The organism is Chromatiales bacterium, from assembly GCA_024234935.1.
GTDB lineage: Bacteria > Pseudomonadota > Gammaproteobacteria > Steroidobacterales.
Window position 1 is genome coordinate 69,792 of record JACKNI010000003.1, and the last position, 24,490, is coordinate 94,281.

General features: G+C 63.6%; 20 protein-coding genes. 9 read left to right on the forward strand and 11 right to left on the reverse strand.

Annotated elements, in window-relative coordinates:
• Window positions 1-23: 23 nt before the first annotated feature.
• From H6979_08845 to tkt, 5 genes are read right to left on the reverse strand one after another with little or no spacing between them, the layout of a single operon-like run.
• Window positions 24-1,289: an MFS transporter gene (locus tag H6979_08845; protein MCP5139950.1), complete on the reverse strand. Its 1,266-nt coding sequence runs from the start codon at window positions 1,287-1,289 to the stop codon at window positions 24-26.
• 26 nt (window positions 1,290-1,315) lie between these two features.
• A complete protein-coding gene (gene pyk, locus H6979_08850) occupies window positions 1,316-2,746 on the reverse strand; it encodes a pyruvate kinase (protein ID MCP5139951.1) in 1,431 nt (476 codons plus the stop codon).
• A gap of 5 nt (window positions 2,747-2,751) precedes the next feature.
• A complete protein-coding gene (locus tag H6979_08855) occupies window positions 2,752-3,918 on the reverse strand; it encodes a phosphoglycerate kinase (GenBank protein MCP5139952.1) in 1,167 nt (388 codons plus the stop codon).
• A gap of 17 nt (window positions 3,919-3,935) precedes the next feature.
• A complete protein-coding gene (gene gap / locus H6979_08860; GenBank protein ID MCP5139953.1) occupies window positions 3,936-4,949 on the reverse strand; it encodes a type I glyceraldehyde-3-phosphate dehydrogenase in 1,014 nt (337 codons plus the stop codon).
• Between the two features lie 21 nt (window positions 4,950-4,970).
• Complete coding sequence (tkt, locus tag H6979_08865) at window positions 4,971-6,998, reverse strand: transketolase (GenBank protein ID MCP5139954.1); 2,028 nt, start codon at window positions 6,996-6,998, stop codon at window positions 4,971-4,973.
• 156 nt (window positions 6,999-7,154) lie between these two features.
• Here tkt and H6979_08870 point away from each other — a divergent pair, with 156 nt between their 5' ends.
• Window positions 7,155-8,351, forward strand: coding sequence for a methionine adenosyltransferase (locus H6979_08870; protein ID MCP5139955.1), 1,197 nt, complete (start codon window positions 7,155-7,157; stop codon window positions 8,349-8,351).
• Window positions 8,352-8,405: 54 nt separating this feature from the next.
• Window positions 8,406-9,731 carry an adenosylhomocysteinase gene (locus H6979_08875; protein MCP5139956.1) on the forward strand — a complete coding sequence of 442 codons (1,326 nt, stop codon included), beginning with the start codon at window positions 8,406-8,408 and terminating at the stop codon, window positions 9,729-9,731.
• A 29-nt stretch (window positions 9,732-9,760) separates the two neighbouring features.
• On the opposite strand, the gene H6979_08880 is transcribed toward H6979_08875, so the two are convergent.
• Window positions 9,761-11,722 (reverse strand): LTA synthase family protein, encoded by a 1,962-nt coding sequence (locus H6979_08880; protein MCP5139957.1) that lies wholly within the window; start codon window positions 11,720-11,722, stop codon window positions 9,761-9,763.
• Between the two features lie 233 nt (window positions 11,723-11,955).
• Here H6979_08880 and cpdA point away from each other — a divergent pair, with 233 nt between their 5' ends.
• The gene (cpdA, locus tag H6979_08885) at window positions 11,956-12,714 is read left to right on the forward strand and encodes a 3',5'-cyclic-AMP phosphodiesterase (GenBank protein ID MCP5139958.1); all 759 of its coding nucleotides are present in this window, start codon (window positions 11,956-11,958) and stop codon (window positions 12,712-12,714) included.
• A 54-nt stretch (window positions 12,715-12,768) separates the two neighbouring features.
• On the opposite strand, the gene H6979_08890 is transcribed toward cpdA, so the two are convergent.
• The gene (locus H6979_08890) at window positions 12,769-13,545 is read right to left on the reverse strand and encodes a hypothetical protein (GenBank protein ID MCP5139959.1); all 777 of its coding nucleotides are present in this window, start codon (window positions 13,543-13,545) and stop codon (window positions 12,769-12,771) included.
• Window positions 13,546-13,817: 272 nt separating this feature from the next.
• On the opposite strand from H6979_08890, the gene H6979_08895 reads away from it, so the two are divergent.
• Window positions 13,818-14,690: a TraB/GumN family protein gene (locus tag H6979_08895; protein ID MCP5139960.1), complete on the forward strand. Its 873-nt coding sequence runs from the start codon at window positions 13,818-13,820 to the stop codon at window positions 14,688-14,690.
• Between the two features lie 110 nt (window positions 14,691-14,800).
• Window positions 14,801-15,526: a TSUP family transporter gene (locus tag H6979_08900; GenBank protein ID MCP5139961.1), complete on the forward strand. Its 726-nt coding sequence runs from the start codon at window positions 14,801-14,803 to the stop codon at window positions 15,524-15,526.
• A gap of 41 nt (window positions 15,527-15,567) precedes the next feature.
• On the opposite strand, the gene H6979_08905 is transcribed toward H6979_08900, so the two are convergent.
• Genes H6979_08905 through H6979_08915 form a run of 3 tightly spaced genes read right to left on the reverse strand, consistent with a single transcriptional unit; the run spans window position 15,568 to window position 18,078 of the window.
• The gene (locus H6979_08905) at window positions 15,568-16,161 is read right to left on the reverse strand and encodes an LON peptidase substrate-binding domain-containing protein (GenBank protein ID MCP5139962.1); all 594 of its coding nucleotides are present in this window, start codon (window positions 16,159-16,161) and stop codon (window positions 15,568-15,570) included.
• Between the two features lie 21 nt (window positions 16,162-16,182).
• Window positions 16,183-17,547, reverse strand: coding sequence for a UDP-N-acetylmuramate:L-alanyl-gamma-D-glutamyl-meso-diaminopimelate ligase (gene mpl, locus H6979_08910; protein MCP5139963.1), 1,365 nt, complete (start codon window positions 17,545-17,547; stop codon window positions 16,183-16,185).
• A gap of 12 nt (window positions 17,548-17,559) precedes the next feature.
• Window positions 17,560-18,078: a hypothetical protein gene (locus H6979_08915; protein ID MCP5139964.1), complete on the reverse strand. Its 519-nt coding sequence runs from the start codon at window positions 18,076-18,078 to the stop codon at window positions 17,560-17,562.
• 65 nt (window positions 18,079-18,143) lie between these two features.
• On the opposite strand from H6979_08915, the gene H6979_08920 reads away from it, so the two are divergent.
• Entirely contained in the window at window positions 18,144-19,259 is a 1,116-nt protein-coding gene (locus H6979_08920; protein MCP5139965.1) for an HRDC domain-containing protein, read from the forward strand.
• A 19-nt stretch (window positions 19,260-19,278) separates the two neighbouring features.
• On the opposite strand, the gene H6979_08925 is transcribed toward H6979_08920, so the two are convergent.
• A complete protein-coding gene (locus H6979_08925) occupies window positions 19,279-19,923 on the reverse strand; it encodes an adenylate kinase (GenBank protein MCP5139966.1) in 645 nt (214 codons plus the stop codon).
• 183 nt (window positions 19,924-20,106) lie between these two features.
• Here H6979_08925 and H6979_08930 point away from each other — a divergent pair, with 183 nt between their 5' ends.
• The 3 genes from H6979_08930 (at window position 20,107) to H6979_08940 (ending at window position 24,487) form a co-directional block, all read left to right on the forward strand.
• Entirely contained in the window at window positions 20,107-21,363 is a 1,257-nt protein-coding gene (locus H6979_08930) for a 6-phosphofructokinase (protein ID MCP5139967.1), read from the forward strand.
• A 199-nt stretch (window positions 21,364-21,562) separates the two neighbouring features.
• Complete coding sequence (locus H6979_08935; GenBank protein ID MCP5139968.1) at window positions 21,563-23,608, forward strand: sodium-translocating pyrophosphatase; 2,046 nt, start codon at window positions 21,563-21,565, stop codon at window positions 23,606-23,608.
• An 87-nt stretch (window positions 23,609-23,695) separates the two neighbouring features.
• Window positions 23,696-24,487, forward strand: coding sequence for a hypothetical protein (locus H6979_08940; protein ID MCP5139969.1), 792 nt, complete (start codon window positions 23,696-23,698; stop codon window positions 24,485-24,487).
• The last annotated feature ends 3 nt before the right edge of the window (window positions 24,488-24,490 follow it).

Genomic DNA, 24,490 nt, shown 5'->3' on the forward strand with positions numbered 1-24,490 from the left:
GAACGGGGCCGCAGTCCGCCCGTTCAATCCCGGCCCGGGGGCCGGTCCCTGAGCCGGGCCTGGTGCCCGAGCCACCAGCCGTTCAGTGCCCATAGCGCGGCAAGGGCAGCACCCAGCAGGGCGACACCGACACTGCCGAGTCCGCCCGCCTCAAGGGCTGTCTTGACCTGCGCGGAGAGCGCATCGCCACCGCGATAGACCGGCACGTCGATCAGGTTCTTGGCCTTGTACTTCGATTCGGTGTCGACCCGGCTGAAGAGCATTTCGCGGCCAGGCCGGATGAACGCGTATTCCCCCACGCGACGTGCCACGAATACCACGGCCAGTACCCAGAAGGTGTTCATGACCGCCAGGCCGACAAAACCCGCAACCATGACCAGCGGCACCAACGTCAGAAGGGCCACAACACCCAGACGGGAAGCCAGGCGCCCGGTGATGAACAGCTGCAGGATGATAGTCAGGCCCTGCACGATGTAGTCAAGACGCGCGAATACCTGGGTACGCTGGGCCGTATCCGTAAAGGTGTCGCTGACCAGCCGCAACTGCTCGAAATACAGGAAGGTATTGACCGAAGCGAGCAGGATCACAAACAGCGAGATGCCAAGCAGATATGGCGACTTGAGCACCAGCGTGAAGCCCGCGAACGGGTTGCCCCCCATCGGACGCTCGGGCGCCCGCACCCCGCCAGAGGATGCCGGAGCCGCCCAGATCCTGAGCAGCGCACGCTGGCAGATGATTGCGACGATGAAAAACCCCGCACCCATGAACAGCACACCGGGATTACCGACCAGAGGCACCACCAGGTCGGTCAGCAAGGGCCCGACCAGTGCTCCGGCGGTACCACCGGCAGCAATCACCCCGAACAGGCGCTGCGTCTGCGCGATATCAAACAGCTCGAGCAGGAAGCTCCAGAACACCGAAACGATGAACAGGTTGAGCACGCTGATCCAGACATAGAAGAACTGGGCAACGACGGTGTTGTGCTCGTCCGCGGCCAGCATCAGCCCGACGGCGACAAGTGAACCGGCAACAACGGCATAGATCCAGGGCAGGAACGCGCTGCGCCGGAATCGCGTACATGCCCAGCCATAGACAGGAACGATCAGCAGCGAAGCGATCCAGGTGACTACATACAGGTCGCTCACCCGGTCCGCACCGAGAATCGTACCGACCGTTTCGCGCACCGGCCGGACGGCGAAGTAGCCCCCGAGCACGCAGAAAAACAGCAGGAAAGCCGTGACGACGGACTGCGTCTCGTGTGTCTCGATATTGGTGGTCCGGCCCAGCAGACGGCCGAGCGATGACGAGGAGCGGCTCACTGGCTGCTGACAGACAGGATCTGCATCGAATTGGTTCTGCCGGCAATTCCCGACAGTTCGCCCTTGGTCACCAGCACCAGGTCGCCCTCGTTTACATGCCCGAGTGAAAGGAGCAGCTGGAAAATCTCGCTGTACATGCGCTGCAGGTCGGTATGCGTGATGTCGAATGCCACCGGGTAAACGCCGCGATACATCACTACACGCCGCCGTGTGGCCTCGTGCCGGGTAAAGGCGAAGATGGGAATATCGGAGCGGATGCGCGACATCCAGAGCGCAGTGGAACCCGACTCCGTCAGGGCGATGATGGCCTTCACCGGCAGGTGATTGGCGGTATACATGACGGCCATCGCAATGGCCTCGTCCACCCGTTCGAAGCGGTCATTCATCCGATGGTTCGGCCGGCCGAGGGTCAGGTAATAGCTCTCCGCGCCCACACACACTTCGGCCATGGAGGTCACCGCCCTGACCGGGTGCTCGCCGACCGCAGTCTCCGCCGACAGCATGACCGCGTCGGTCCCGTCGAGTACGGCGTTGGCGATATCGGACACTTCAGCCCGCGTCGGTACCTTGTTGTGGATCATCGACTCCAGCATCTGCGTGGCCGTGATCGCAATCTTGTGCCGGTGCCGGGCCATCTTGAGAATCTGCTTCTGCAGACCGGTCAGGCCCGCATAACCCATCTCCACGCCCAGGTCACCGCGGGCGACCATGACGGCATCCGCGGCATCGATCACCGATTCGAGATTGGCCAGCGCCTCGGCACGCTCGATCTTGGCGACAAGGTGGGCGTCACCGCCTGCCTTGTGCAGCAACTCGCGGGCCTCATGCAGATCATCAGCACAGCGGACAAAAGAAACCGCCAGCCAGTCCACACCAAGCGCCGCCGCCTGAACCAGGTCCTGACGATCCTTGTCGGTGAGGGCCGGTGCCGACAGCCCGCCACCCTGGCGGTTGATGCCCTTGTTGTCGGCAAGCAAACCGCCCTGAACGACCCTGCAGTGGATCTGCGTGCCACTGACACGCTCGACCGTCAGCGTGATGAAGCCGTCGTCGAGCAACAGGTTGTCACCGATGCTCACATCGCCCGGCAGCTGCTGATAGGCAACGCCGACGCCATCCGCCGTGCCGGCCAGCGGATCCATCGCGGCATCCAGTACAAAGGTTTTGCCCTCGACCAGCGACACCGGACCATCGCGGAAACGCTGGATACGGATCTTCGGCCCCTGCAGATCGCCGAGCACGGCAACGTACTTACCGCACTGCTCGGCCACTTCGCGCACCGTGCGCACGCGCTTTTCGCGGGTATCGGCATCCCCGTGCGAGAAATTGACGCGCACCACATCGACACCGGCCTTGAAGAGCTTCGCAAGCGTGGCCGGATCGTCCGTGGACGGCCCAAGCGTGGCGATGATCTTGGTACGACGCATACGGCTCAGCGTCGCCCGTTTCTCGCCCGCGCCTCAAGCGCAGCTACCGCCGGAAGCGTGGCGCCCTCGAGGAATTCAAGAAACGCACCGCCGCCCGTTGATACATAGGAGATCTGGCCGGTCACACCGTATTTGTCGAGCGCGGCCAGCGTGTCGCCGCCGCCGGCGATGCTGAAAGCGGGCGACTTCGCCACCGCCTCGGCGATCCGCCGGGTGCCCTTGCTGAACTGCTCTATTTCAAACACGCCGACCGGTCCGTTCCAGATGATGGTACCTGCCGCTGCGAGAAGCTTCGCATAGTGCGCCGCGGTCTTCGGACCGATATCGAGAATCAGCTCGGCTGCCCCGACCTCGCTGACCGCACGGACAGTCGCCGCAGCGGATGCCGACACGGCCTTGCCGACCACCACATCCACCGGCAGGGGAATCGACGCACGCTGGCGCTTGCCGGCCAGGCGCCTCGCTTCAGGAATGAGATCCGTCTCGCACAGAGACTTGCCAACCGGATAGCCGGCGGCAGCGAGAAAGGTATTGGCGATGCCGCCGCCGACGATAAGCTGGTCGACCTGTCTCGCCAGTGACTTCAGAATCGTCAGCTTGGTCGAGACCTTGGACCCCGCAACGATGGCCACCACCGGCCGCGCCGGCTTGCGCAACACGCGCTCAAGTGCCTCCAGTTCCGCCATGAGCAGCGGACCGGCACAGGCAACCGGCGCAAAACCGGCCACGCCATGCGTGCTCGCCTCGGCCCGGTGCGCGGTACCGAAAGCATCCATGACGTAGATGTCGCAGAGTTTCGCCATCTGCCGCGCCAGCACCGGATCGTTCTTCTTCTCGCCCGGATTGAAGCGCACGTTCTCGCAGAGCACGACCTCCCCGCTGGCGATCTCGAAGCCATGCAGCCAGTCGTGTATCAGCGGCACACTCCGGCCGAGCAGCTCGGACAGCCGCGCAGCGACCGGGCGCAGCGACAGCGCCGGGTCAAAACTGCCTTCTTTGGGGCGGCCCAGATGCGAGAGCAGGATGACGGCCGCGCCGCGGGCGAGAGCATCACGGATCGTCGGCAACGCCGCGCGGATTCGCGCATCGCTGGTCACGCGTCCGTCCTTGACGGGCACGTTCAGATCCACCCGGATCATCACCCGCTTGCCGGCGACACTCAGCTCCGACATCCGCAGCACTTTGGTCGTCACCGTGCGTTGATCAGCGCAAGCGTGGTATCGAGCATCCGGTTGGAGAAACCCCACTCGTTGTCATACCAGCTCAGCACCTTGACGAGCGTGCCACCACCGACCCGCGTCTGCGTCGAATCAAACACCGAGCTGCGCGGATCGTGATTGAAATCCACCGATACCAGCGGCTCGGTGTTGTAGCCGAGTATGCCCTTGAGTTCACCCTCGGAAGCGGCTTTCATGATGCCGTTCACTTCCTCAACGCTGGTGGCACGCGCTGCCGTGAAGGTGAGATCGACGATCGACACGTTGATGGTCGGCACGCGCATGGCGAAACCGTCCAGCTTGCCGTTCAGCTCGGGCAGCACCAGGCCGACAGCGGCCGCGGCGCCGGTCTTGGTCGGAATCATCGACATGGTCGCGGAGCGTGCGCGACGCAGATCCTCGTGATAGACGTCGGTCAGCACCTGGTCGTTGGTATAGGCGTGAATGGTGGTCATCAGGCCGGTCACCACACCGATCTTGTCGTGCAGCGGCTTGACCAGCGGCGCCAGGCAGTTGGTGGTACAGGAGGCGTTGGAGATCACCGTATGCGCGGCCTTCAGCGACTTGTGATTGACGCCATAAACGATGGTCGCGTCCACATCCTTGCCGCCGGGTGCCGAGATCACGACTTTCCTGGCACCCGCCTGCAGGTGCGCGCCGGCCTTTTCCTTGCTGGCAAAGAAGCCGGTGCACTCGAGCACCACGTCGACGCCGAGTTCAGCCCAGGGAAGTTCTGCCGGGTTGCGCTTCGCCAGCACGCGGATCCTGTCGCCATTGACGACCATGCAATCACCATCGACGGCAACGGTGCCCGGGAACTTGCCGTGCGCCGTATCGTATCTGGTCAGGTGCGCATTGGTCTTCGCGTCACCCAGATCGTTGATCGCAACGATGGAAATCTCGCCGGTACGCTTCGATTCATACAGCGCACGCAGTACATTGCGGCCAATTCGGCCATAGCCATTGATGGCAACTTTGACAGGCATCAGACGCACTCCTCGATAAATTCAGGTAACCAGCAGCTCCAGCGCAAGCCCGGCCACATGTTCCGGTGTGAAGCCGAACAAGCGGAACAGTTCCGGCGCCGGCGCGGACTTGCCGAAAGTATCCATGCCGCAAACCCGGCCCTCGGCACCGACCCAGCGGTACCAGCCATCCGTCACGCCAGCCTCGACAGCCACGCGCCTGACCACCGCCGCCGGCAGCACGCTCTCACGGTAGGCCGCATCCTGTGCGGCAAATACCGTCGTCGAAGGCATGGATACGATGCGCACGCCGTGCCCTTTGGCCGCGAGCAGGTCCGCTGCCGCAATCGCGAGTGCGACTTCAGACCCGGTGGCGATCAGGATCAGATCGACCTTTGCCGCATCACGCAGTACATAGGCGCCGCGACGAATGGCGGCGATCTGTGCCTGTGTTCGCGGCTGGGCCGGCAGCGCCTGCCGGGTCAGGATGAGGCTCGTGGGACCCTTGTCCCGTTCGATTGCGTCCTGCCACGCGACCGCGGTCTCCACCGCATCACAGGGGCGCCATACGCACATGTTCGGAATCAGCCGCAGGCTCGCAGTGTGCTCGACGGGCTGATGGGTCGGGCCATCCTCGCCCAGGCCGATCGAGTCATGCGTGAATACATGGATGACACGGATTTCCATCAGCGCAGCCATGCGCAGCGCATTGCGCGAGTAATCGGAGAAGGTCAGGAAAGTGCCGCCAAACGGCACCAGGCCGCCGTGCAGGGCAATGCCGTTCATCGCGGCAGCCATGCCGAATTCACGCACGCCCCAGGAGATATAGTTGCCGGCGACATGGCCCGGCTTGATGGTGTCGGCATTTTTGACGCGGGTAAAATTCGAGCCGGTCAGATCGGCCGAGCCGCCCATCAGTTCGGGCATCCCGGGCACGAATGCATTCAGCGCGTCTTCCGATGATTTTCGCGTGGCCTTCGCAGCTGTCTCGCCGGCAATCTTCGCGATCGCAGCCGCCGCATGCGCCGACCAGCCCGCCGGCAGTTCGCCCGCCATGCGCCGCGTGAATTCGGCAGCCAGCTCGGGATACTCGCGGCCATAGGCCTTGAAGAGGTCGTTCCATTCCTTTTCAAGCCGCCCACCGGTCGGGCGTGCATCCCATGCCGCACTGACTGCCGCCGGGATCTCGAAGGGCGGAAAATCCCAGCCCAGCTGCTTGCGCGCCGCGGCCACTTCGTCAGCGCCCAGCGCCTCACCGTGCACCTTCTCCGTACCCTGCCGGTTGGGCGCCCCGAAACCGATGATGGTCTTGCAGCAAATCAGCGATGGCCGGCCCGTCTCCGCACGTGCCGCCGCGATGGCCGCATGAATCGCCACCGGATCATGTCCGCCTACGTCCGGGACGACATGCCAGCCATAGGCAGCAAAGCGCGCCGGCGTATCGTCGCGGAACCAGGCCTCTACATGACCATCTATCGAAATGCCGTTGTCGTCGTAGAGGCAGATCAGCTTGCCGAGGCCCAGGGTACCGGCGAGCGAGCAGGCCTCATGGGAAATTCCCTCCATGAGACAGCCATCGCCAAGAAACACATAGGTATGGTGATCGACGACGGGATAGCCAGGCCGGTTGAACTCCGCCGCCAGCAGCTGCTCGGCCAGCGCCATGCCGACTGCATTGGCCACGCCCTGTCCGAGCGGGCCGGTGGTGGTTTCGATGCCCAGATGCAGGTCCCGTTCCGGGTGGCCCGCGGTGTGCGAGCCGAGCTGACGGAAGCGCCGCAGATCGTCGATCGACAGCGCATAACCGGTGAGGTGCAACACGGCATAGAGCAGCATCGAGCCGTGGCCATTCGACAGAACAAAGCGGTCCCGGTCGGGCCAGACGGGATTGGCCGGGTTATGCCGCAGGAAATCATTCCACAGGACTTCGGCGATGTCGGCCATGCCCATCGGCATGCCGGGATGGCCTGACCTGGCCTGCTCGACCGCATCCATCGCGAGGGCGCGGACCGCATTGGCCAGATGGCGGCGTTCCGCAGCTGAACGAATTGTCTGGACTGTGGCTGTCATCGCACCCACAAAAAGAGGGAATGGTGGCCTGTAAAGCAGGGCCCGGAGAGCGGCGCGCATTGTCGCGTAACGCTGCCGCAGCCGCAACCCGAGGTCGTGCCGGGCAGCGCCTGTGCCTATAATCAGCGCCCCGAACAATCACCAGCGGAAAGCCAGATGACCACGCGCAAGCTGTTTACCTCCGAATCCGTTGCCGAGGGCCATCCGGACAAGATGGCCGACCAGATCTCCGACGCGATCCTCGACGCGATCCTCGCCCAGGAACCCGAGTCCCGGGTTGCCTGCGAGACGCTGATCAAGACGGGCTTCGTGCTCGTCTCCGGAGAAATCACCACCAACGCCTGGGTTGATCTCGAAGCGCTGGTCCGGCAGGTCGTCTGCGACATCGGCTACGACCATTCCGACAAGGGCTTTGACGGCAATTCCTGCGGCGTTCTCAATGCCATCGGCAAGCAGTCCTCGAATATCGCCCAGGGCATTTCCCGCGGCGCCTCGAAGCGCGACCAGCGCAAACAGGGCGCCGGCGACCAGGGCATGATGTTTGGCTATGCGGCCAACGAGACCGATGTGCTGATGCCGTTGCCGATCACGCTGGCACACCGGCTGGTGAAGCGCCAGTCGGAGATGCGGAAGAAGGGCAAGCTGCCCTGGCTGCGCCCGGACGCCAAGAGCCAGGTCACCGTCGTCTACGAGGATGACCGGCCGGTGGGCCTCGATGCCGTCGTACTCTCGACCCAGCACGCGCCGGGCGTCAAACAGAAGGCGCTGCGCGAGGCGGTGATCGAGGAGATTCTCAAGCCGGTCATCGGCAAGAAGTGGTTTGCCTCCCTCCGCCAGGACAAGATCCACATCAATCCCACCGGCACCTTCGTGATCGGCGGGCCGATGGGCGACTGTGGACTCACAGGGCGCAAGATCATCGTCGATACCTACGGCGGCATGGCCCGTCATGGCGGTGGCGCATTTTCCGGCAAGGATCCGACCAAGGTCGATCGCTCGGCGGCATATGCGGCCCGCTACGTCGCCAAGAACATCGTTGCCGCGGGCCTCGCCGAACGCTGTGAGGTGCAGGTGTCCTATGCGATCGGCGTTGCCGAACCCACTTCGGTCAGCATCGAGACCTTCGGCACCGGCAAGATCGAGGGCGACCGCCTGACACGCATCGTGCGCAAGCATTTCGACCTGACGCCGTACGGCATCCGCGAAATGCTGGACCTGCATCGTCCGATCTATCGCCCCACCGCGAGCTACGGCCATTTTGGCCGGCAGGAAGCCAATTTCAGCTGGGAACGCACTGACAAGGCCGAAGCCTTGAGCCGCGAAGTGAGCCGCACCGTGCGCGCCCGGGCCTGAGCGCAACACACCGGTTATTCAGATACACCGTCTACGCACCCCGAGGATTCCGCGATGAGCACGACCGCCAGCAAAGTACGCACCGCCAGCACGCAGGGCGACTACAAGGTTGCCGACATGACGCAGGCCGCCTGGGGCCGCAAGGAAATCGCCATTGCCGAGACCGAGATGCCCGGCCTGATGGCGGTACGCGAGGAGTTCGGTGCGAAGCAGCCGCTCAAGGGTGCGCGGATCGCCGGCTGCCTGCACATGACGATCCAGACCGCGGTACTGATCGAGACGCTGGTCAGCCTCGGCGCCGAGGTCCGCTGGTCCTCCTGCAACATCTTCTCCACACAGGATCATGCCGCCGCGGCCATCGCCGCCGCCGGCATCCCGGTATTTGCCTGGAAGGGCGAAACGGAAGAGGAATACTGGTGGTGTGTCGAGCAGAGCATCGTCGGCAAGGAGGGCTGGCGGCCCAACATGATCCTCGACGACGGCGGCGACCTGACCGCGATCCTGCACGACAAGTATCCGGAACTGATGCGCGAAGTACGCGGCATTTCCGAGGAGACCACCACCGGCGTCAGCCGGCTCTACGAAATGGCCAACAACGGCAAGCTGATGTGCCCGGCCATCAACGTCAACGACTCGGTCACCAAGTCCAAGTTCGACAACCTCTATGGCTGCCGCGAGTCCCTCGTCGACGGCATCAAGCGCGCCACCGACGTGATGATTGCCGGCAAGATCGCCATGATCGCGGGCTACGGCGATGTGGGCAAAGGCTGCGCGCAGTCACTGCGCGGCCTCGGCGCCACCGTCTGGGTATCGGAGATCGACCCGATCAATGCCCTGCAGGCGGCCATGGAAGGCTATCGCGTCGTGACCATGGGCTACGCCTGTGACAAGGCCGACATCTTCGTCACCGCCACCGGCAACTTCGGCGTCATCACGGCCGAACACATGGCGAAGATGAAGAACCAGTCGATCGTGTGCAACATCGGCCACTTCGACAGCGAGATCGATGTGGCCGGACTGCGCCAGCTGCAGTGGGAGAACATCAAGCCGCAGGTCGATCACGTCATCTTCCCGGACGGCAAGCGGATCATCCTGCTCGCCGAAGGCCGGCTGGTGAACCTGGGCTGCGCGACCGGACACCCGAGCTTCGTGATGTCCAACTCCTTCACCAACCAGGTGCTCGCCCAGATGGAACTCTGGCAGAACGCGACGAAATACCAGAAGAAGGTCTATATCCTGCCAAAGCACCTGGATGAAAAAGTGGCCCGCCTGCACCTGAAAAGGATCGGCGTCGACCTCACGGTGCTCACCCAGCAGCAGGCCGATTACCTGCGCGTGCCGGTCGCTGGTCCGTACAAGCCCGAGCACTACCGCTACTAGGCCAGGGGACTCCCCGCTGGGGCGCGCCCTCAGCGATACCAGCCGCGCCGATAGGCCATCACCGGCAACTGCGTGATGGCCTGCGCGTCGCGCACCAGTTCCGGGTCAGTGTCAGTCGCCACGAGTTTCTGGCCATCAACCCTGAACTGGCTCGGCGCCTGGCCCGGCGCAAGGATCACCACCTCGTCACCCGCGCGATAGGCTGCCGTATCGTGGAACTGCATGATCGCGCGGCCTGGTCCGACCAGATCCTTGCGCGTCTGGTCGATGCCGGTGGCCGGAATATCGGTCTTGATGCCCATGATCGACAGCGCGGTCGGCAACAGATCGATCTGGCTCGCCAGCCGGCTCACGATCTGCGGCTGTACCGGTCCGCCGGCAATGAAGGCGGGAATGTGGAAAGAGAAAACCGGCACGATGCCGTCACCACTGACCCGGCTCTCGTGATCGGCCACCACCATGAACAGGCTGTTGGCCCAGTAATCCGACTGCGCAGCCGTCTCCAGATAGCTTCCCACGGCAAAGTCGGCATAGCGCGCCGCATTGTTCGGCATCATCTTCGGCTCTTCATACAGGTCGATGCGCCCGTCCGGAAAATCATGCGGCGGGTGGTTCGAGGTACTGAACACGAGGAGGAAAAACGGCTGCCCGTCACGCGCATGCCGGCTCGCTTCCTCGTCGACGCGGCGGTAGAGGTCCTCGTCGGAAACACCCCAGGTCGTCATGAATTGCGCTTTTGGCGCGAGATCAGACCAGTCGAGTACTTCGTCGAAACCGTTACCCAGAAAGAAGCGGCGCATATTGTCGAAACTGCTGTCGCCGCCATAGATGAAACCGGTCCGGTAACCCTGCGCCTTCAGCGTCCTGGCCAGCGTGAAGAAATCATGCTGGGCGCCCTCCAGCTTGATCACGCTGCTCGTCCGCGTCGGCAGAAAGCCCGCGCTGACCGCCTCAATGCCGCGGGCCGATCGCGTACCGGTCGCGTACAACTGGTCAAACCACAGGCTGCGCGAACGCCATGTTTCCAACTTCCGGGCGACCGGCAAACCGCCGAGGCTCGCCACATACCGGGCGCCCAGGCTTTCCTGCAACAGGATCACCAGATTGGGCTTCCCGCCCGCAGGCCCGGTCGGGACCAGCGCATGCGTCATCGGCCGCAGGGGATCCTTGAACGCCACGGCCGGCAGCTGCATCCCGGCCCGCACGCGGCGGAGTACTTCATCGTCCGGCAAGTGGCTGTAGGCCTGGATTTCATCGGTCTCGCGTGCCATCTGCACGACAGCGTGAAGCACCGAGTAAGTGGAGTTCAAAGGCAGATCATTGACCAGCGGATCAGTCGATGTGGCCGCATAACTGATGCCGAGCGGCCGGTGCCCGGTACTCCCGCGCATGCCATAGAACAGCACCACGAGCAGCGGCGCCAGAATGACCAGGCGCAAGGGCCAGGGTGGTGCATGGCTAACTGTCGTGCGCATCAGGCGCACGGCCAGAAATCCGCTGATCGCAACCAGCGCGATCCCGATCAGCAAGGCGCTGCGATGCGCCGCCCATATGGTCAGAAAAATCTCGGTCGGCGTGTCCAGATATTCGACGAACAGGCGATTCGGCCGCACCCCGAATTCCGCGATGAAGTCAGGTGTGGCCGCCTCGTTCCATACGATGAGCATCAGCCAGGTCACCAGCCATGCCACAAGCGCACGCCGCCAGAACTTGCCGAGCAGGAAACCGCCCGGGGCCAGCCACTGCACCAGCATCGCCATGAGCAGCACTCCGCAGATCACCACCATGTCGAAGTGCCAGCCGCGCTCCATGACGCCGACCATCGACGAAACTCCCGTCATCTGGCGGGAATGGCTGGACATCAGGAACAGGCGGCTCGCGGTCATGACCGCGAGCGCCAGCAGGAGAAAGCAGAAATAGGGCCAGAGCGATGCCAGCAAGGCCTTTAAATGGCCGACCATCCCACCAGGCCGGCTGATACCGGAAACCATCGAACCTCCCGCAACAGCGACGCCACAACACAGAGTCGTTACCCGCCGCATGACTGCGGTTTGGACGATTGCCTGCCCACATATCAATCGAAACGCGACCATCTTCGCAGATTCGGCGGCTGCTGCACCGCCTGTCTTGCGCAGTGCGAACCCGGTTCATCGTTGATCGGCCCGGATGGCTATAGTTCCCCTCATTGGATCCCCTGCCAGGACAGCACCTTCCGCTGCAACACGTGACCGCAAGACATCTCCGTATCCTGCATATCTCCGATCCACATCTGCATGCCAGACGTGAGGCGCATATGCGTGGCGTCAATACCGACGCCAGCCTGGTGGCGAGCCTTGAACACGCGCTGGCCGATCCGCACAGACCGGAGCTGATACTTGCCACCGGCGATCTGGTGCAGGACGAAAGCCGGCAGGGCTACGAGCGATTCCGGGAACTCCTTGGCAAGCCCGGCATACCTGTGCATTGCCTGCCGGGCAACCACGATTCAACGGGCATGATGCAGGAAGTACTGTCAGACATACCCTTCCGTTTCTGCGGCATCGCTGACTATCCGCCGTGGCGACTGATCATGCTGAACAGCAAGACGGCCGGTGATGACGGCGGGTTTCTGCCCGCGCACGAACTGGAACTGCTGCAACAGGCCCTCGACACCTGCCGGGAAAGCCACGCCCTTGTCGCCCTGCATCACCAGCCGGTCGCCATGGGCAGCCGCTGGCTGGACACCGTCGGCCTGCGCAACGCCGACCAGTTCCTGGCCATCATCGACCGGTACCCGCAGGTACGCGCCATCGTCTGGGGCCACGTACACCAGGCCTCGGACCAGCGGCGCAATGATGTGCGGCTGATCAGCACACCCTCCACCTGCGCCCAGTTCCTGCCCGGCGCTGAAAATTTCAGCCTCGACACGCGCCCACCTGGCTACCGGTGGCTGGATCTCCACCCCGATGGCAGCATGCAGACTTCGGTGGTCTGGGTGGAATAGCGGATTTCCCGGCACGTTCTGCACCCGCGCAGCTGGCCCAATCCCTGAAAAGCGCTAGAGCGCCTTCGAGACGAACACCACGACCTGGTTGTCAGAGGTGTCCGTGCCGGTCGGGGTCGTATAGAAGTCCTTGTCCGCGTCTGTGGATGTGAAATACGCACCGGCGCTGAAACCGTTCGGCAGTGCCCAGGTCGCGCCCAGTTTCCAGTCATTGTAGGAAAGCCTGGATGGCGAAGCCTGATCGTGCTTCACGTCGAGAATCCCGTAGTGCAGGTTCAGCGTGATGCCGGTCTCGCTCACGGGGATATTGGCGTACAGGTCGTAGTAGGCGCTGCCATCGCTGTCGTTGCTGCCCGTATTGCCCTGGTAGCCGAAATAGTTGTCGAGGTTCCATGAAACCTTCAGGCCGATCCACTCGTAGGTCAGTGCACCGTAGATCTCCGCAGAATCCGGATCGAAGTGATCGAGGGTATCGCCGGGATACCAGTAGTAGATGGCGCCCAGGTCATAGCCGAGGCCCGTCTCGCCGATGGAGTTACGGTAACCGGCATAGACGTCGAGTTCCAGGCTGTTGCCGCCATCGGATGAACCGAAGTCGCTGATCCAGCTGATGTTGGAGCCCCATGCGCCGGCGTAGAGCCCGCTCGAGTGGCCGAGATCGAAGCCCCCCTGCACTGCGGGATCCTCATCGGTCTGCGTGATGCCGCGAAATACATACTGGCTGTACAGTCCGACGTTGCCCGTGAAAGTGAAGTCCGCATCTTCGGCCAGTGCAGCGGCGGGAAGTGAAAGTACGGTGATGGCTGCGGCAGCAAGGAAAGTGTTTTTCATCGTGATATCCGATCGAAATCAGGGAGGAGCCCCGCGCTCGACCAAGCAGGAACCGTGCCAGCTGCCAGTCGCGTGGAAAATCAGGGTGATTGCCGCGCCAGCGCGTGCGTGCAGGACCTGATCCCGTGCAGTGCATCGCGGTGAGGCACCAATAGTGTGCGGCCTGAATCCCCTGCAACCAGCCTGAGAGGCCGTTGCCTGTCCGGATACCGGTGGCTGGATCTCCATCCCGATGGCACCATGCAGACTTCGGTGGTCCGGGTGGAATGGAAATGTCGTTAAAACGCGCAGCCGTGCTGTTCATCACTGCATGGCTCGCTGCCGGCAGCGCCTTCGCCCTGCCCCTCTGGGAAATCACCGGCACCCGGAATCACGTGTTGCTGCTCGGCTCGATTCACACGCTGCGCGCCTCCGACTACCCGCTCGACCCCGCAATCGCCGCTGCGCTCGACGAAGCCGATGTCGTTTACATGGAACTCGACATGGACGACATGGATCCGGCTGCCAGCTCGGCGACCGTGGCGAAGCTGGCCCGCGATCCGCGCGGCCGGCAGCTGCCTGAATTGCTCGGTCCCGCGGCATGGCGCAATGCCGTGGAACAGGGACAGAAAATCGGCCTGGACCTGTCGCCGCTGACGCCCTTCGAGCCGTGGTATGCGGCAGTCGTCGTCACCCAGCTGCGCCTCGATCAACTCGGCTTCGATCCGTCCCGCGGCGTGGAGAACCAGATCGTGGTTGACGCGAAGAAAGCCGGCAAGGAAATCCGCGGACTGGAAACGCTTGAAGGTCAGCTGAAGGCGCTCGATGATCTGTCACCCGCTGCGCAGCGCACCTTCCTGCTGCTGACACTGGAAGAGGCCGCCAGCATCGGCGACGAAGTCGATGACATGATCGCCGCATGGAAAGCCGGTGATGTGCCCGCGCTCGACCGGGAAATGCTCGACAGCGTCCGCGAACAACCGGAGGTCTACCGCAGCCTGATCCTCAGGCGCAACGAGGCCTTCAGCCACGCGATCGCCGCACTTGCGAACGACTCGAAGGACTATCTGATCGTCATCGGGACGCTGCATCTGGTCGGCGAGGACAGCGTGCTCGGCATGCTCGCCAGAGAGGGCCTGAAAACCAGACCGGTAGCGGGTCGCTGAATCGGCGCTGCACCTGCCGCACTTCTTCCCGGACCTGATGAGTCGGTCTGGTGTTCGCTGACCTTCTCCTGGTGGTCCTCGCGGCCTTCGGCGCCGGCCTCGTCGATGCAATGGTCGGCGGCGGGGGGCTGATCCAGCTGCCCGCGCTGCTGACTGCGTACCCGTCCACACCGCCTGCCGTGCTTCTGGGCACCAACAAGTTCGCCAGCATCTTCGGTACCGGCAGCGCGGTGCTGCGCTTCGTGCGGGGCACACGGGGCGCACGCGGCGTGCGCATTCCCTGGAAAATGCTCCTGCCGCTGCTACCCGTGGTGTTCCTCGGCGCGCTGGGCGGCGCCGGGGTGGCGACGCTGGTCCCGCCAGACGTTTTCCGGCCGCTGGTGCCGGTCATGCTGGCCCTCGTCCTGATCTACATGCTCTGGCACAAGGACCTCGGCACCCGTCACACGCCGCTCGCCGTCACCCGCAGGCAGACGGTCGCGGCAGCGGTGCTGCTCGGCGGAGTCGGCTTCTACGATGGTTTCTTCGGTCCGGGCGCTGGCAGCTTCTTCATGTTCCTGCTGATCCGCCTGTACGCCTTTGACTTCCTCCACTCGGCAGCCAGCGCACGGGTGCTGAATGTGGCGACCAACGCCGGCGCCCTCGTCTGGTTCGGCAGTCGGCTGGAACTGCTCTGGCTGGTTGCCATACTGATGGCGATCGCCAATGTGAGCGGAGCGGTGGTGGGTACCGGTCTCGCACTGAAACACGGCAGCGGCTTCGTGCGCCGGATCTTCGTCGGGGTGGTTGTAGCGCTGATCGCACGCACGGCCTGGCAGGCCTACTTCACGGCATGAACCTCTTCGACCGAGACCACCAGGCAAGCCGAACCGGGCACCTATTGCCCGCGCTCGTGACGGAAGGGTCGCAGCATCGGCCGCAGCACGCGCAGACGTTCGACCGGATCCGCCAGCTCCAGACAGCTCTGTTTCTCCGCCGAGGGCATGGGCAGGATCTCTGCGAGACGGTAGCCGACCCAGGCGGCATCGTCATAGTGCTTGTCGATGGCGTCGTACAGCCTGCCGAGATCGTCGATGACGGTTTCGAGCAGCGCGGCCATGGGCCTGAATTCCTCCGGCAGCTTCAGGTGCGGCTCGCCGGGTAGCATCCCGACCTCACCGACATACAGCCCGTCCGGCAGACGGCTGATGTCGTAAAGCTGGAATTTGCGCGTGCCGCGCGCCGTAATGCCCAGAATCCCGTCGCTGCCCTGATACCAGTCGACAATACGCGCCAGGGTTCCCACGCCTGCAGTCTCAACCTCGCTGACGTCGGTACCACTGCGGATCTGCACCACACCGAACTCGCTTTCTTCGCGCAGGCAGCGGCTGATCATGTCGAGGTAGCGGGCTTCGAAGATCCGCAATGGCAGGGGGCCGTCCGGAAACAGCACGGCGTTCAGCGGAAACAGCGGGATCGTGATGCGGGTCATCAGCGCGTCACCGCAGGCACCTCAGTCGGTGGCCCCGAGCGCGGTCGCCAGCTGGCCGTGTATGCCCTGGAAATCGCCGTTGCTCATGACGACAACGGCATCGCCCGGCTGTCCCGCAGCGGCAAGCTCACGCACGATGGCCGCAGTGTCGGCACAGACCCGCACCTGCGGCGCATCACGAAATTCGGCATCCAGGTCCCATTGCAGGCCCGCCGGCCGCAGTATCCAGGCGAGATCGGCAGCCGAGAGCGCTGCCGCAAGCGTGTCCTGATAAACACCGAGTTTCATGCTGTTCGAACGCGGCTCGAACACCGCGATCACCCGGCGCACACCGGCACGCCGCCGGATCGCCTCGAGCGTGCGACGTATGGCAGTCGGATGATGTGCAAAATCATCGAAGAGCTGCACGCCTTTGAAATCACCCAGGCGCTGCAGCCGACGGCGCACGCCGCCGAAGCGACCGATGGCCTCGATCGCAACGGCCGGTTCGACGCCGACCGAGGCAGCGGCGAGCAACGCAGCCAGGGCATTCTCCGCGTTATGCGCACCGGACAGCTGCCAGTCACAGCGGCCCACTTCTTCGCCCTGATGCAGGATGGAGAGCGTGCCCGGCGGATCCTCACAGGCCGTCCAGTCGGCCACGGTGCCGTTGCTGCTGGCGAAGCGCTGCAGTGGCGTCCAGCAGCCGAGTTTCAGCAGCGCATCGACGTTGGCATCCTTGCCCGGCACGATCAGCGTGCCATTGCCCGGAATTGCGCGGACCAGCTGGTGAAACTGCCGGGTGATCGCCGCAAGGTCCGGATAGATATCCGCGTGATCGAACTCCAGATTGTTGATGATGAGCGTCTGCGGCCGGTACAGGAGGAACTTGGCACGCTTGTCGAAGAACGCGGTGTCGTACTCGTCGGCTTCGATGACGAACACCGGATCCTTGCCCAGCCGCGCCGAGAATTCAAAATCCACCGGTACGCCGCCGATCAGAAAACCTGCATTGCGGCCCGCATATTCGAGTATCCACGCCACCAGGCTGGTGGTCGTGGTCTTGCCGTGTGTGCCGGACACGCCGATTACCAGCCGGTCGCGCAGTACCGTCGTTGCCAGCCACTCGGGACCCGACATGTAGGGAATACGGCGGTTGAGCAGTTCCTCGATGACCGGCATGCCACGCGTCATCACGTTGCCCACCACGACCATGTCCGGCGCGGGCGTGAGCTGCGCGGCCTCATGGCCTTCGATCAGTTCGACGCCGAGCCGCGCGAGCTGATCGCTCATCGGCGGATAGATATTGCGGTCCGAACCGGTGACGCGGAACCCGGCCTCGCGGGCAATCGCCGCCACGCCACCCATGAAGGTGCCGCAAACGCCGAGTATGTGTACATGCTGCATGCAGAAAACGCCTCAGGCAGGCGGTGGTCCGAGCTGCCAGAAAACCAGGTAATTGAGAAAGAAGTATGCAAGCGAAAGCATGAGGCCTGCCACAAAGGGTATGGACAGCGCCCGCGAAAAGATGTGCCCGTTGACGACCAGCGACCAACTGACGATCGCGAGCAGGCCCGCAGTCGGCAGCAGCGCGGGCTGGCCGGGGACCGACAGCGCATCGAGCCAGAAATTGAAGGGCAACATCAGCACGCCGAGCAATGCGCCGGTACCGAAAAATGCCGTCAGCGTCTGCCTGGAGCGCGACATATGCCGCGTGAGCCACAGGAGGCCCCACACGCAGATGCACAGCAGGCCGATATCGATCAGGACGCTTCTGAACAGCATGACCGACAGGCTGTAGATCGGCAGGGCCAGAAACAGCTGCACGATGCCGTAACACAGGGCGGACAACAGCAGCAGGAAACGCGAATCCGGCAGATCTTCCGGACCCCGGCGGCGCAGTGTGATCTGCAGGAAAAAGTCGATGATGGCAAGCATCGTCTGCAGCCGTGCAATCCATGACCGTGGTGGGAATGGACGATGATCCACTACACTCCGTATTTATGCCAGCCCTTATCCAGACCGGCGTACTGGTCGATCAGCAATCACAACTCGATGACGCCTGTGCGGCAATTTCCCGCGACAGCCTCATCGCCATAGATACCGAGTTCGCGCGCACCACGCAGTTCACGCCGCGCCTTTGCCTGGTGCAGATCGCCGCTGGCGCGCGGATATTTTGCGTCGATGAGCTGGCCGGACTCGATACGCGCCCGCTGTGGGACATCCTCTGCGCTGGAACCGGCATGCGCGTGCTGCACGCGGCGAAGCAGGATCTCGAAGTCGCCTGGGTGACTCACCAATGCCTGCCCCAGCCGCTGTTCGACACGCAGATCGCAGCCGCGCTGGTCGGCCATCCGGCCCAGGTCGGCTACGCGGCGCTGGTCAAGACGCTGCTGGATATCGATGTGGACAAGACCCACACGCGCGCCGACTGGTCGCAGCGGCCACTGCGCCCCGAGCTGATCGCCTACGCCAACACCGATGTCATCCATCTGCCCACCGTACATGCCATGCTCTGCGAGGAACTCGAGCGGCTCGGGCGCCATGCATGGGCAATCGAGGACAGCGCGCGGCTTGTCGATCCTGCCCTGTACCGGAATGATCCCGACGGCGCGTGGCGCCGCCTGTCAGGTCTGCCGCGCATGCCGGTTGCCGTGCAGTTGCGGGCGCGACGCCTGGCGCGCTGGCGGGAGGAGAATGCAATTCGCGCGGACCGGCCACGGCAGTGGATCATCAGCGATCGCGCACTGCTGGATATCGCGCAACGCAATCCGCCAGACGAAACAGCGCTGGCCAACTGCGAAGATCTGCCGGCCGGGGTGGTACGGCGTCAGGGCGGCGCGCTGCTCGCCGAGCTGGCAGCGGCTGCCGCGGAGCTGGCCGACGGTACCGACCTGAGCCAGGAGCTGCGCCCTGAGCTGATCGATCAGGCCGAGATCAAACGCCTGGCCAAAGTCGTCGATGAAGTGGCGAAGATGCTGAACGTGGCGCCGGAAATTCTCGCCACGCGGAAGGACCTCTCGGCACTGATCCGTGGCGAACGCGAGCTGCGCCCGCTCTCGGGCTGGCGGCAATCAGTGATCGGTGAGCCGCTGCTCGCGGCACTCGGGACGGCCTGAGACAGGACGCCCGGACGGTTCAGGCCTTGAGCGCCTGTTGTACCCGCTGATAGACCTCGTCCACGCTGCCCTGGCCGTTGATCGTGCGGAGCAGTCCGGCGGCCCGGTAATGCTCGACCAGCGGCTCGGTCTGGGCACGGTATACCTTGAGCCGGTTGCCGATCGTTTCTTCATTGTCGTCAGCACGCTGCACGAGCTCACCCCCCGCCTTCAGGCAGGCATCCAGCTCCGACTTCGGCGAGAAATGGATGTTCAGCAGTTTGCCGGTAACCGAGCAGGTGCGGCGACCGGTGAGCCGCTTCATCAGGATATCGAAATCCACATCGATGAGTACGGCGGCATCCAGAGGCCGGCCGATACCGGCCAGCACGCCTTCAAGCGCGGTGGCCTGGGCAAGATTGCGCGGAAAGCCGTCGAGCACGAATCCGGCTGCCGCATCGTCCTGTTGCAACCGCTCGCGAATGATACCCAGCACGATGTCGTCGGAAACCAGTTCACCGGCATCCATGGCAGCCTTCGCCCGGCGGCCGAGCTCACTGCCGGCAGCTACTGACTCGCGCAGCAGATCGCCGGTCGACACCTGCGGGATGTGGTGCTCAGCCATGAGCCGCTGGGCCTGCGTGCCCTTGCCGGAACCCGGCGCGCCAAGAAAGACGATGCGCAAGTGGGCGCTCCTGATCGGAATTGAGAGGCCGCGTAAACTACAGTGACAGGCTTTGCCACGTCAAACTGCCCCCCGTGGCAGTGTCCGGCCCGCCGGTCTCGGCAGGAGCGCGCGATGAACGCGCAACCGGCACCGTTGTGCTAATTTTCGCTTCAGAAGAACAGCCCAGGAGAGTCCCGAGCCATGCCGAAGCGGAACGCGTTTTATGCCCAGTCCGGCGGTGTTACCGCCGTCATCAACGCCTCCGCCTGCGGCGTGATCGAGACCGCACGCAAGCATCCTGACCGTATCGGCAAGCTCTATGCGGGTCGCAATGGCATCCTCGGCGCCCTGGACGAGAACCTGATCGATACCGGCAAGGAAAGCGCACGAGCCATCGCCGGCCTGCGCCACACGCCCGGTGGCGCCTTCGGCTCGGCCCGCTACAAGCTGAAGGGGCTCGACGAAAACCGTGCCGAGTACATGCGCCTGATCGAGGTATTCCGCGCCCACGATATCGGCTACTTTTTCTACAACGGCGGCGGCGACTCGGCTGACACTTGCCTGAAGGTATCGCAGCTTGGCGAGCGCCTCGGCTACCCGATCGTCGCGATCCACGTTCCCAAGACAGTGGACAACGACCTGCCGATTACCGACACCTGCCCGGGCTTCGGCTCGGTCGCAAAATACATCGCCACGTCGACACGCGAGGCGGCCCTCGACGTGATGTCGATGTCGCGAACTTCCACCAAGGTTTTCATCCTCGAGGTCATGGGCCGCCATGCGGGGTGGATTGCGGCAGCCGCCGGACTGGCGGGCGAGAAAGCCGGTGAGGCGCCGCACATCATCCTGTTCCCCGAAATACCTTTTGACCGGGATGCCTTCCTGAAGCGGGTCAGCGAGAGCGTGCGCAAATACGACTATTGCGTCGTCGTCGTCAGCGAAGGCGCGCGCTACGCAGACGGACGCTTCCTGGCCGATGCCGGCACCAGCGACGCCTTTGGCCACAAGCAGCTCGGCGGCGTCGCCCCTGTGCTGGCCACGCTGGTCCGGGATGAACTGAAACTCAAGTACCACTATGCAATCGCGGACTACCTGCAGCGCTCGGCCCGTCACATCGCCTCGCGGGTCGATGTGGAACAGGCTTATGCGGTCGGCAAGGCGGCGGTAGAGCTCGCCCTGCGCGGCAGGAATTCGGTAATGCCGACCATCGTCCGGAAGTCCGACCGGCCCTACCGGTGGACCATCGGCACGGCCCCCCTCGACAAGGTGGCCAATCACGAAAAAATGATGCCCCGCTCGTACATAAGCCGTGATGGTTTCGGCATCACTCCGGCGGCACGCCGCTACCTGGCGCCGCTGATTCAGGGTGAAGACTACCCGCCCTACAAGGACGGCCTGCCGGCATATGTCAGCCTCAAGGGCATCCCCGTAAAGAAGAAGCTGCCAAAGCGGCGCTGACTTCCGGGCACCAAAGGCATTCCGGTGCCATCTGGCGCCGCCGCGCTTTAGTGCTATGATTGCGCGCCTTTTTTCCGGCCCGCTAACAGCCTTCGGCCAGGCGGGTTCTTCTGCATAAGAAAGCGGATTCCGGGGGCATCTGCGTCAGGCAAGAAAAACCAGCCTGGCTCCAATTTGAGTAGTCTTGGAGGACTCGACCATGTCAACCGACCTGGCCATTTCGCTGGCCATTGGCGCTTCCCTGCTGGCCCTGATCTATGGCGCCCTGATGGCACGCTGGATCATTGCCCAGTCGCCTGGCAATGCCCGCATGCAGGAAATCGCTGCGGCAATTCAGGCCGGCGCACAGGCCTATCTCAACCGCCAATACATCACCATCGCCTTCGTCGGCGTGGTGCTGGCAATCATCCTCGCGGTGGCACTCGGTCCCGAGACCGCCGGTGGCTTCGTGGTCGGCGCCGTACTCTCCGGCGCCGCCGGTTTCATCGGCATGAACGTATCGGTCCGGGCCAATGTGCGTACCGCCCATGCGGCCGGCATAGGGCTGAACCAGGCACTGCAGATCGCCTTCCGGGGCGGCGCCATCACCGGCATGCTCGTGGTCGGACTCGGCCTGCTCGGGGTCGCCGGATACTTTGCCGTGATGCGTGGCATCATCGGTGACGATGCAGCCCTGCACTCGCTGATCGGCCTCGCCTTTGGCGGTTCACTGATCTCGATCTTCGCGCGTCTGGGTGGCGGCATCTTCACCAAGGGCGCCGACGTCGGCGCCGACCTGGTCGGCAAGGTCGAAGCCGGCATTCCGGAAGATGACCCCCGTAACCCGGCGGTCATCGCCGACAACGTCGGTGACAACGTCGGTGACTGCGCCGGCATGGCGGCCGACCTGTTCGAAACCTATGCGGTCACCGTGGTTGCAACGATGGTACTCGGCGGACTGCTCTTCAAGGGCGCCGATGGCGGCCTCGACCTCCGCTACATCCTCTACCCGCTGGTACTCGGCGCGGTGTCGATCGTGGCCTCCATCGTCGGTACGTTCTTCGTCACCGCACGCGAAGGCGGCAAGATCATGAATGCGCTTTATCGGGGCGTGGCGGTGTCGGGCATTCTGGCCCTGGCCGCGTTCTGGCCCGTGAGCCAGTCCATGATGGGCGAATCGGCCACCAACCTGTTTGCCTGCGCGGTCGTCGGTCTGGTGCTGACTGCAGCGCTGATCTGGATCACCGAGTACTACACCGCCACCGAATACGGCCCGGTACGTTACGTCGCCGCGGCTTCGCAGACCGGTCACGGCACAAACGTCATCGCCGGCCTTGCGGTGTCGATGAAGTCCACGGCACTGCCGGTACTGGCGGTCTGCGCCGCGATCTGGGCCGCCTTCGAAATCGAAGGCCTCTACGGCATCGCGATCGCTGCAACTGCCATGCTGTCGATGACCGGTATGGTCGTGGCACTCGACGCCTACGGTCCGATCACGGACAACGGCGGCGGCATCGCGGAAATGGCCGGCCTGCCGAAGAACGTGCGCACGATCACCGACGCACTCGATGCCGTCGGCAACACGACCAAGGCCGTCACCAAGGGTTACGCCATCGGTTCAGCCGGTCTGGCCGCCCTCGTGCTGTTCGCCGACTACACCCACAACCTCGAAGCTGCCGGAAAACTGCAAGTCTTCAGTCTGTCCGACCCGGCCGTGATCATCGGCCTGTTCATCGGCGGTCTGGTGCCCTACCTGTTCGGTGCCATGGCGATGGAAGCGGTTGGCCGGGCGGCCGGCTCGGTGGTCGTCGAAGTGCGCCGGCAGTTCAAGGAAATCAAGGGCATCATGGAGGGCACCGGCAAACCCGACTACACGCGCGCCGTCGACCTCCTGACCCGTGCGGCGATCAAGGAGATGATCGTCCCTTCGCTGTTGCCGATCCTGGTACCCGTCGTCGTCGGCTTCGGCATGAACCTGCTGATGGGGCCGGGTGCCGGCATCCGCGCACTCGGCGGCCTGCTGATCGGCACCATCGTCACCGGCCTCTTCGTGGCCATCTCGATGTGTACCGGTGGCGGCGCCTGGGACAATGCCAAGAAATACATCGAAGAAGGCAACTTCGGCGGCAAGGGCTCGGAGACGCACAAGGCCGCAGTCACCGGTGATACCGTCGGCGACCCCTACAAGGACACCGCCGGCCCGGCCATCAATCCGTTGATCAAGATCATCAACATCGTGGCTCTGCTGCTGGTGCCGCTGCTCTAGGATCAGCGGATCACTGCAAGAAAACCCCGCCGCGTGCGGGGTTTTTTTGGCGGGACGTTGCCCTTGTCAGGAATTACACTCTGCCGCGTGAAGAGAATCGCGATCACGCTGCTCGTCATGGGGACAATCGTCGTGGGCATGGAGTTGTATACGCGCATGCCACTCGAAGTGTCCCTGCCGGCCATGGCGCTTGATCTGCCGCCGGATACACGTGTGGCCGTGATCGTTGCGCACGGCAGCGCAGATGGCGAAAACCCGCTATTTCCGGAAATCATCGCGCGAATCAGGACACACTACGCGGAAACAGGCCGACGCGATGTCGCGGTGCGCTTCCTGCACTGGGCCCCGTGGTCTGACAATCGCCTGCGTGCAGTTGCAACGGCGGAACGACTCGGTACACAGCTTGGCAAGCTGCTCGCCGGGCATGAAGCATTGCAGGAACTGCAACTCGTCACCCACAGTTCCGGCGCCTACATTGCCGATGCACTTTGCGAAAGCTATCGCCGCAGCCTCCCGACACAGGCGCATCCCGCGCGCGTGACGATGGTCTTTCTGGATCCCTTCCAGTTGCACGGTTTCGTCGACTGGCGACATGGCGCGCGGAATCATGGTCGTTGTGCCGACTTTGCCATGGCCGTGATCAATACCGACGATGTTGCACCGGCCACCAATACACCGCTCGAGAATGCCTGGAATATCGACGTCACGGAACATCCCGGCCGCGCGACATTCAAACGGAACGGTCACTATTGGCCACTGCAGTACTATCGTGATGTACTACCGGGGATAGCCAGTGAGCCGCTGGAGACTTCGCATCTGCGCTATCCGCGCGGTGCGGTGTTTCCCCCACCATCACTGAATTCCGGGCCACAGGATTGAGAG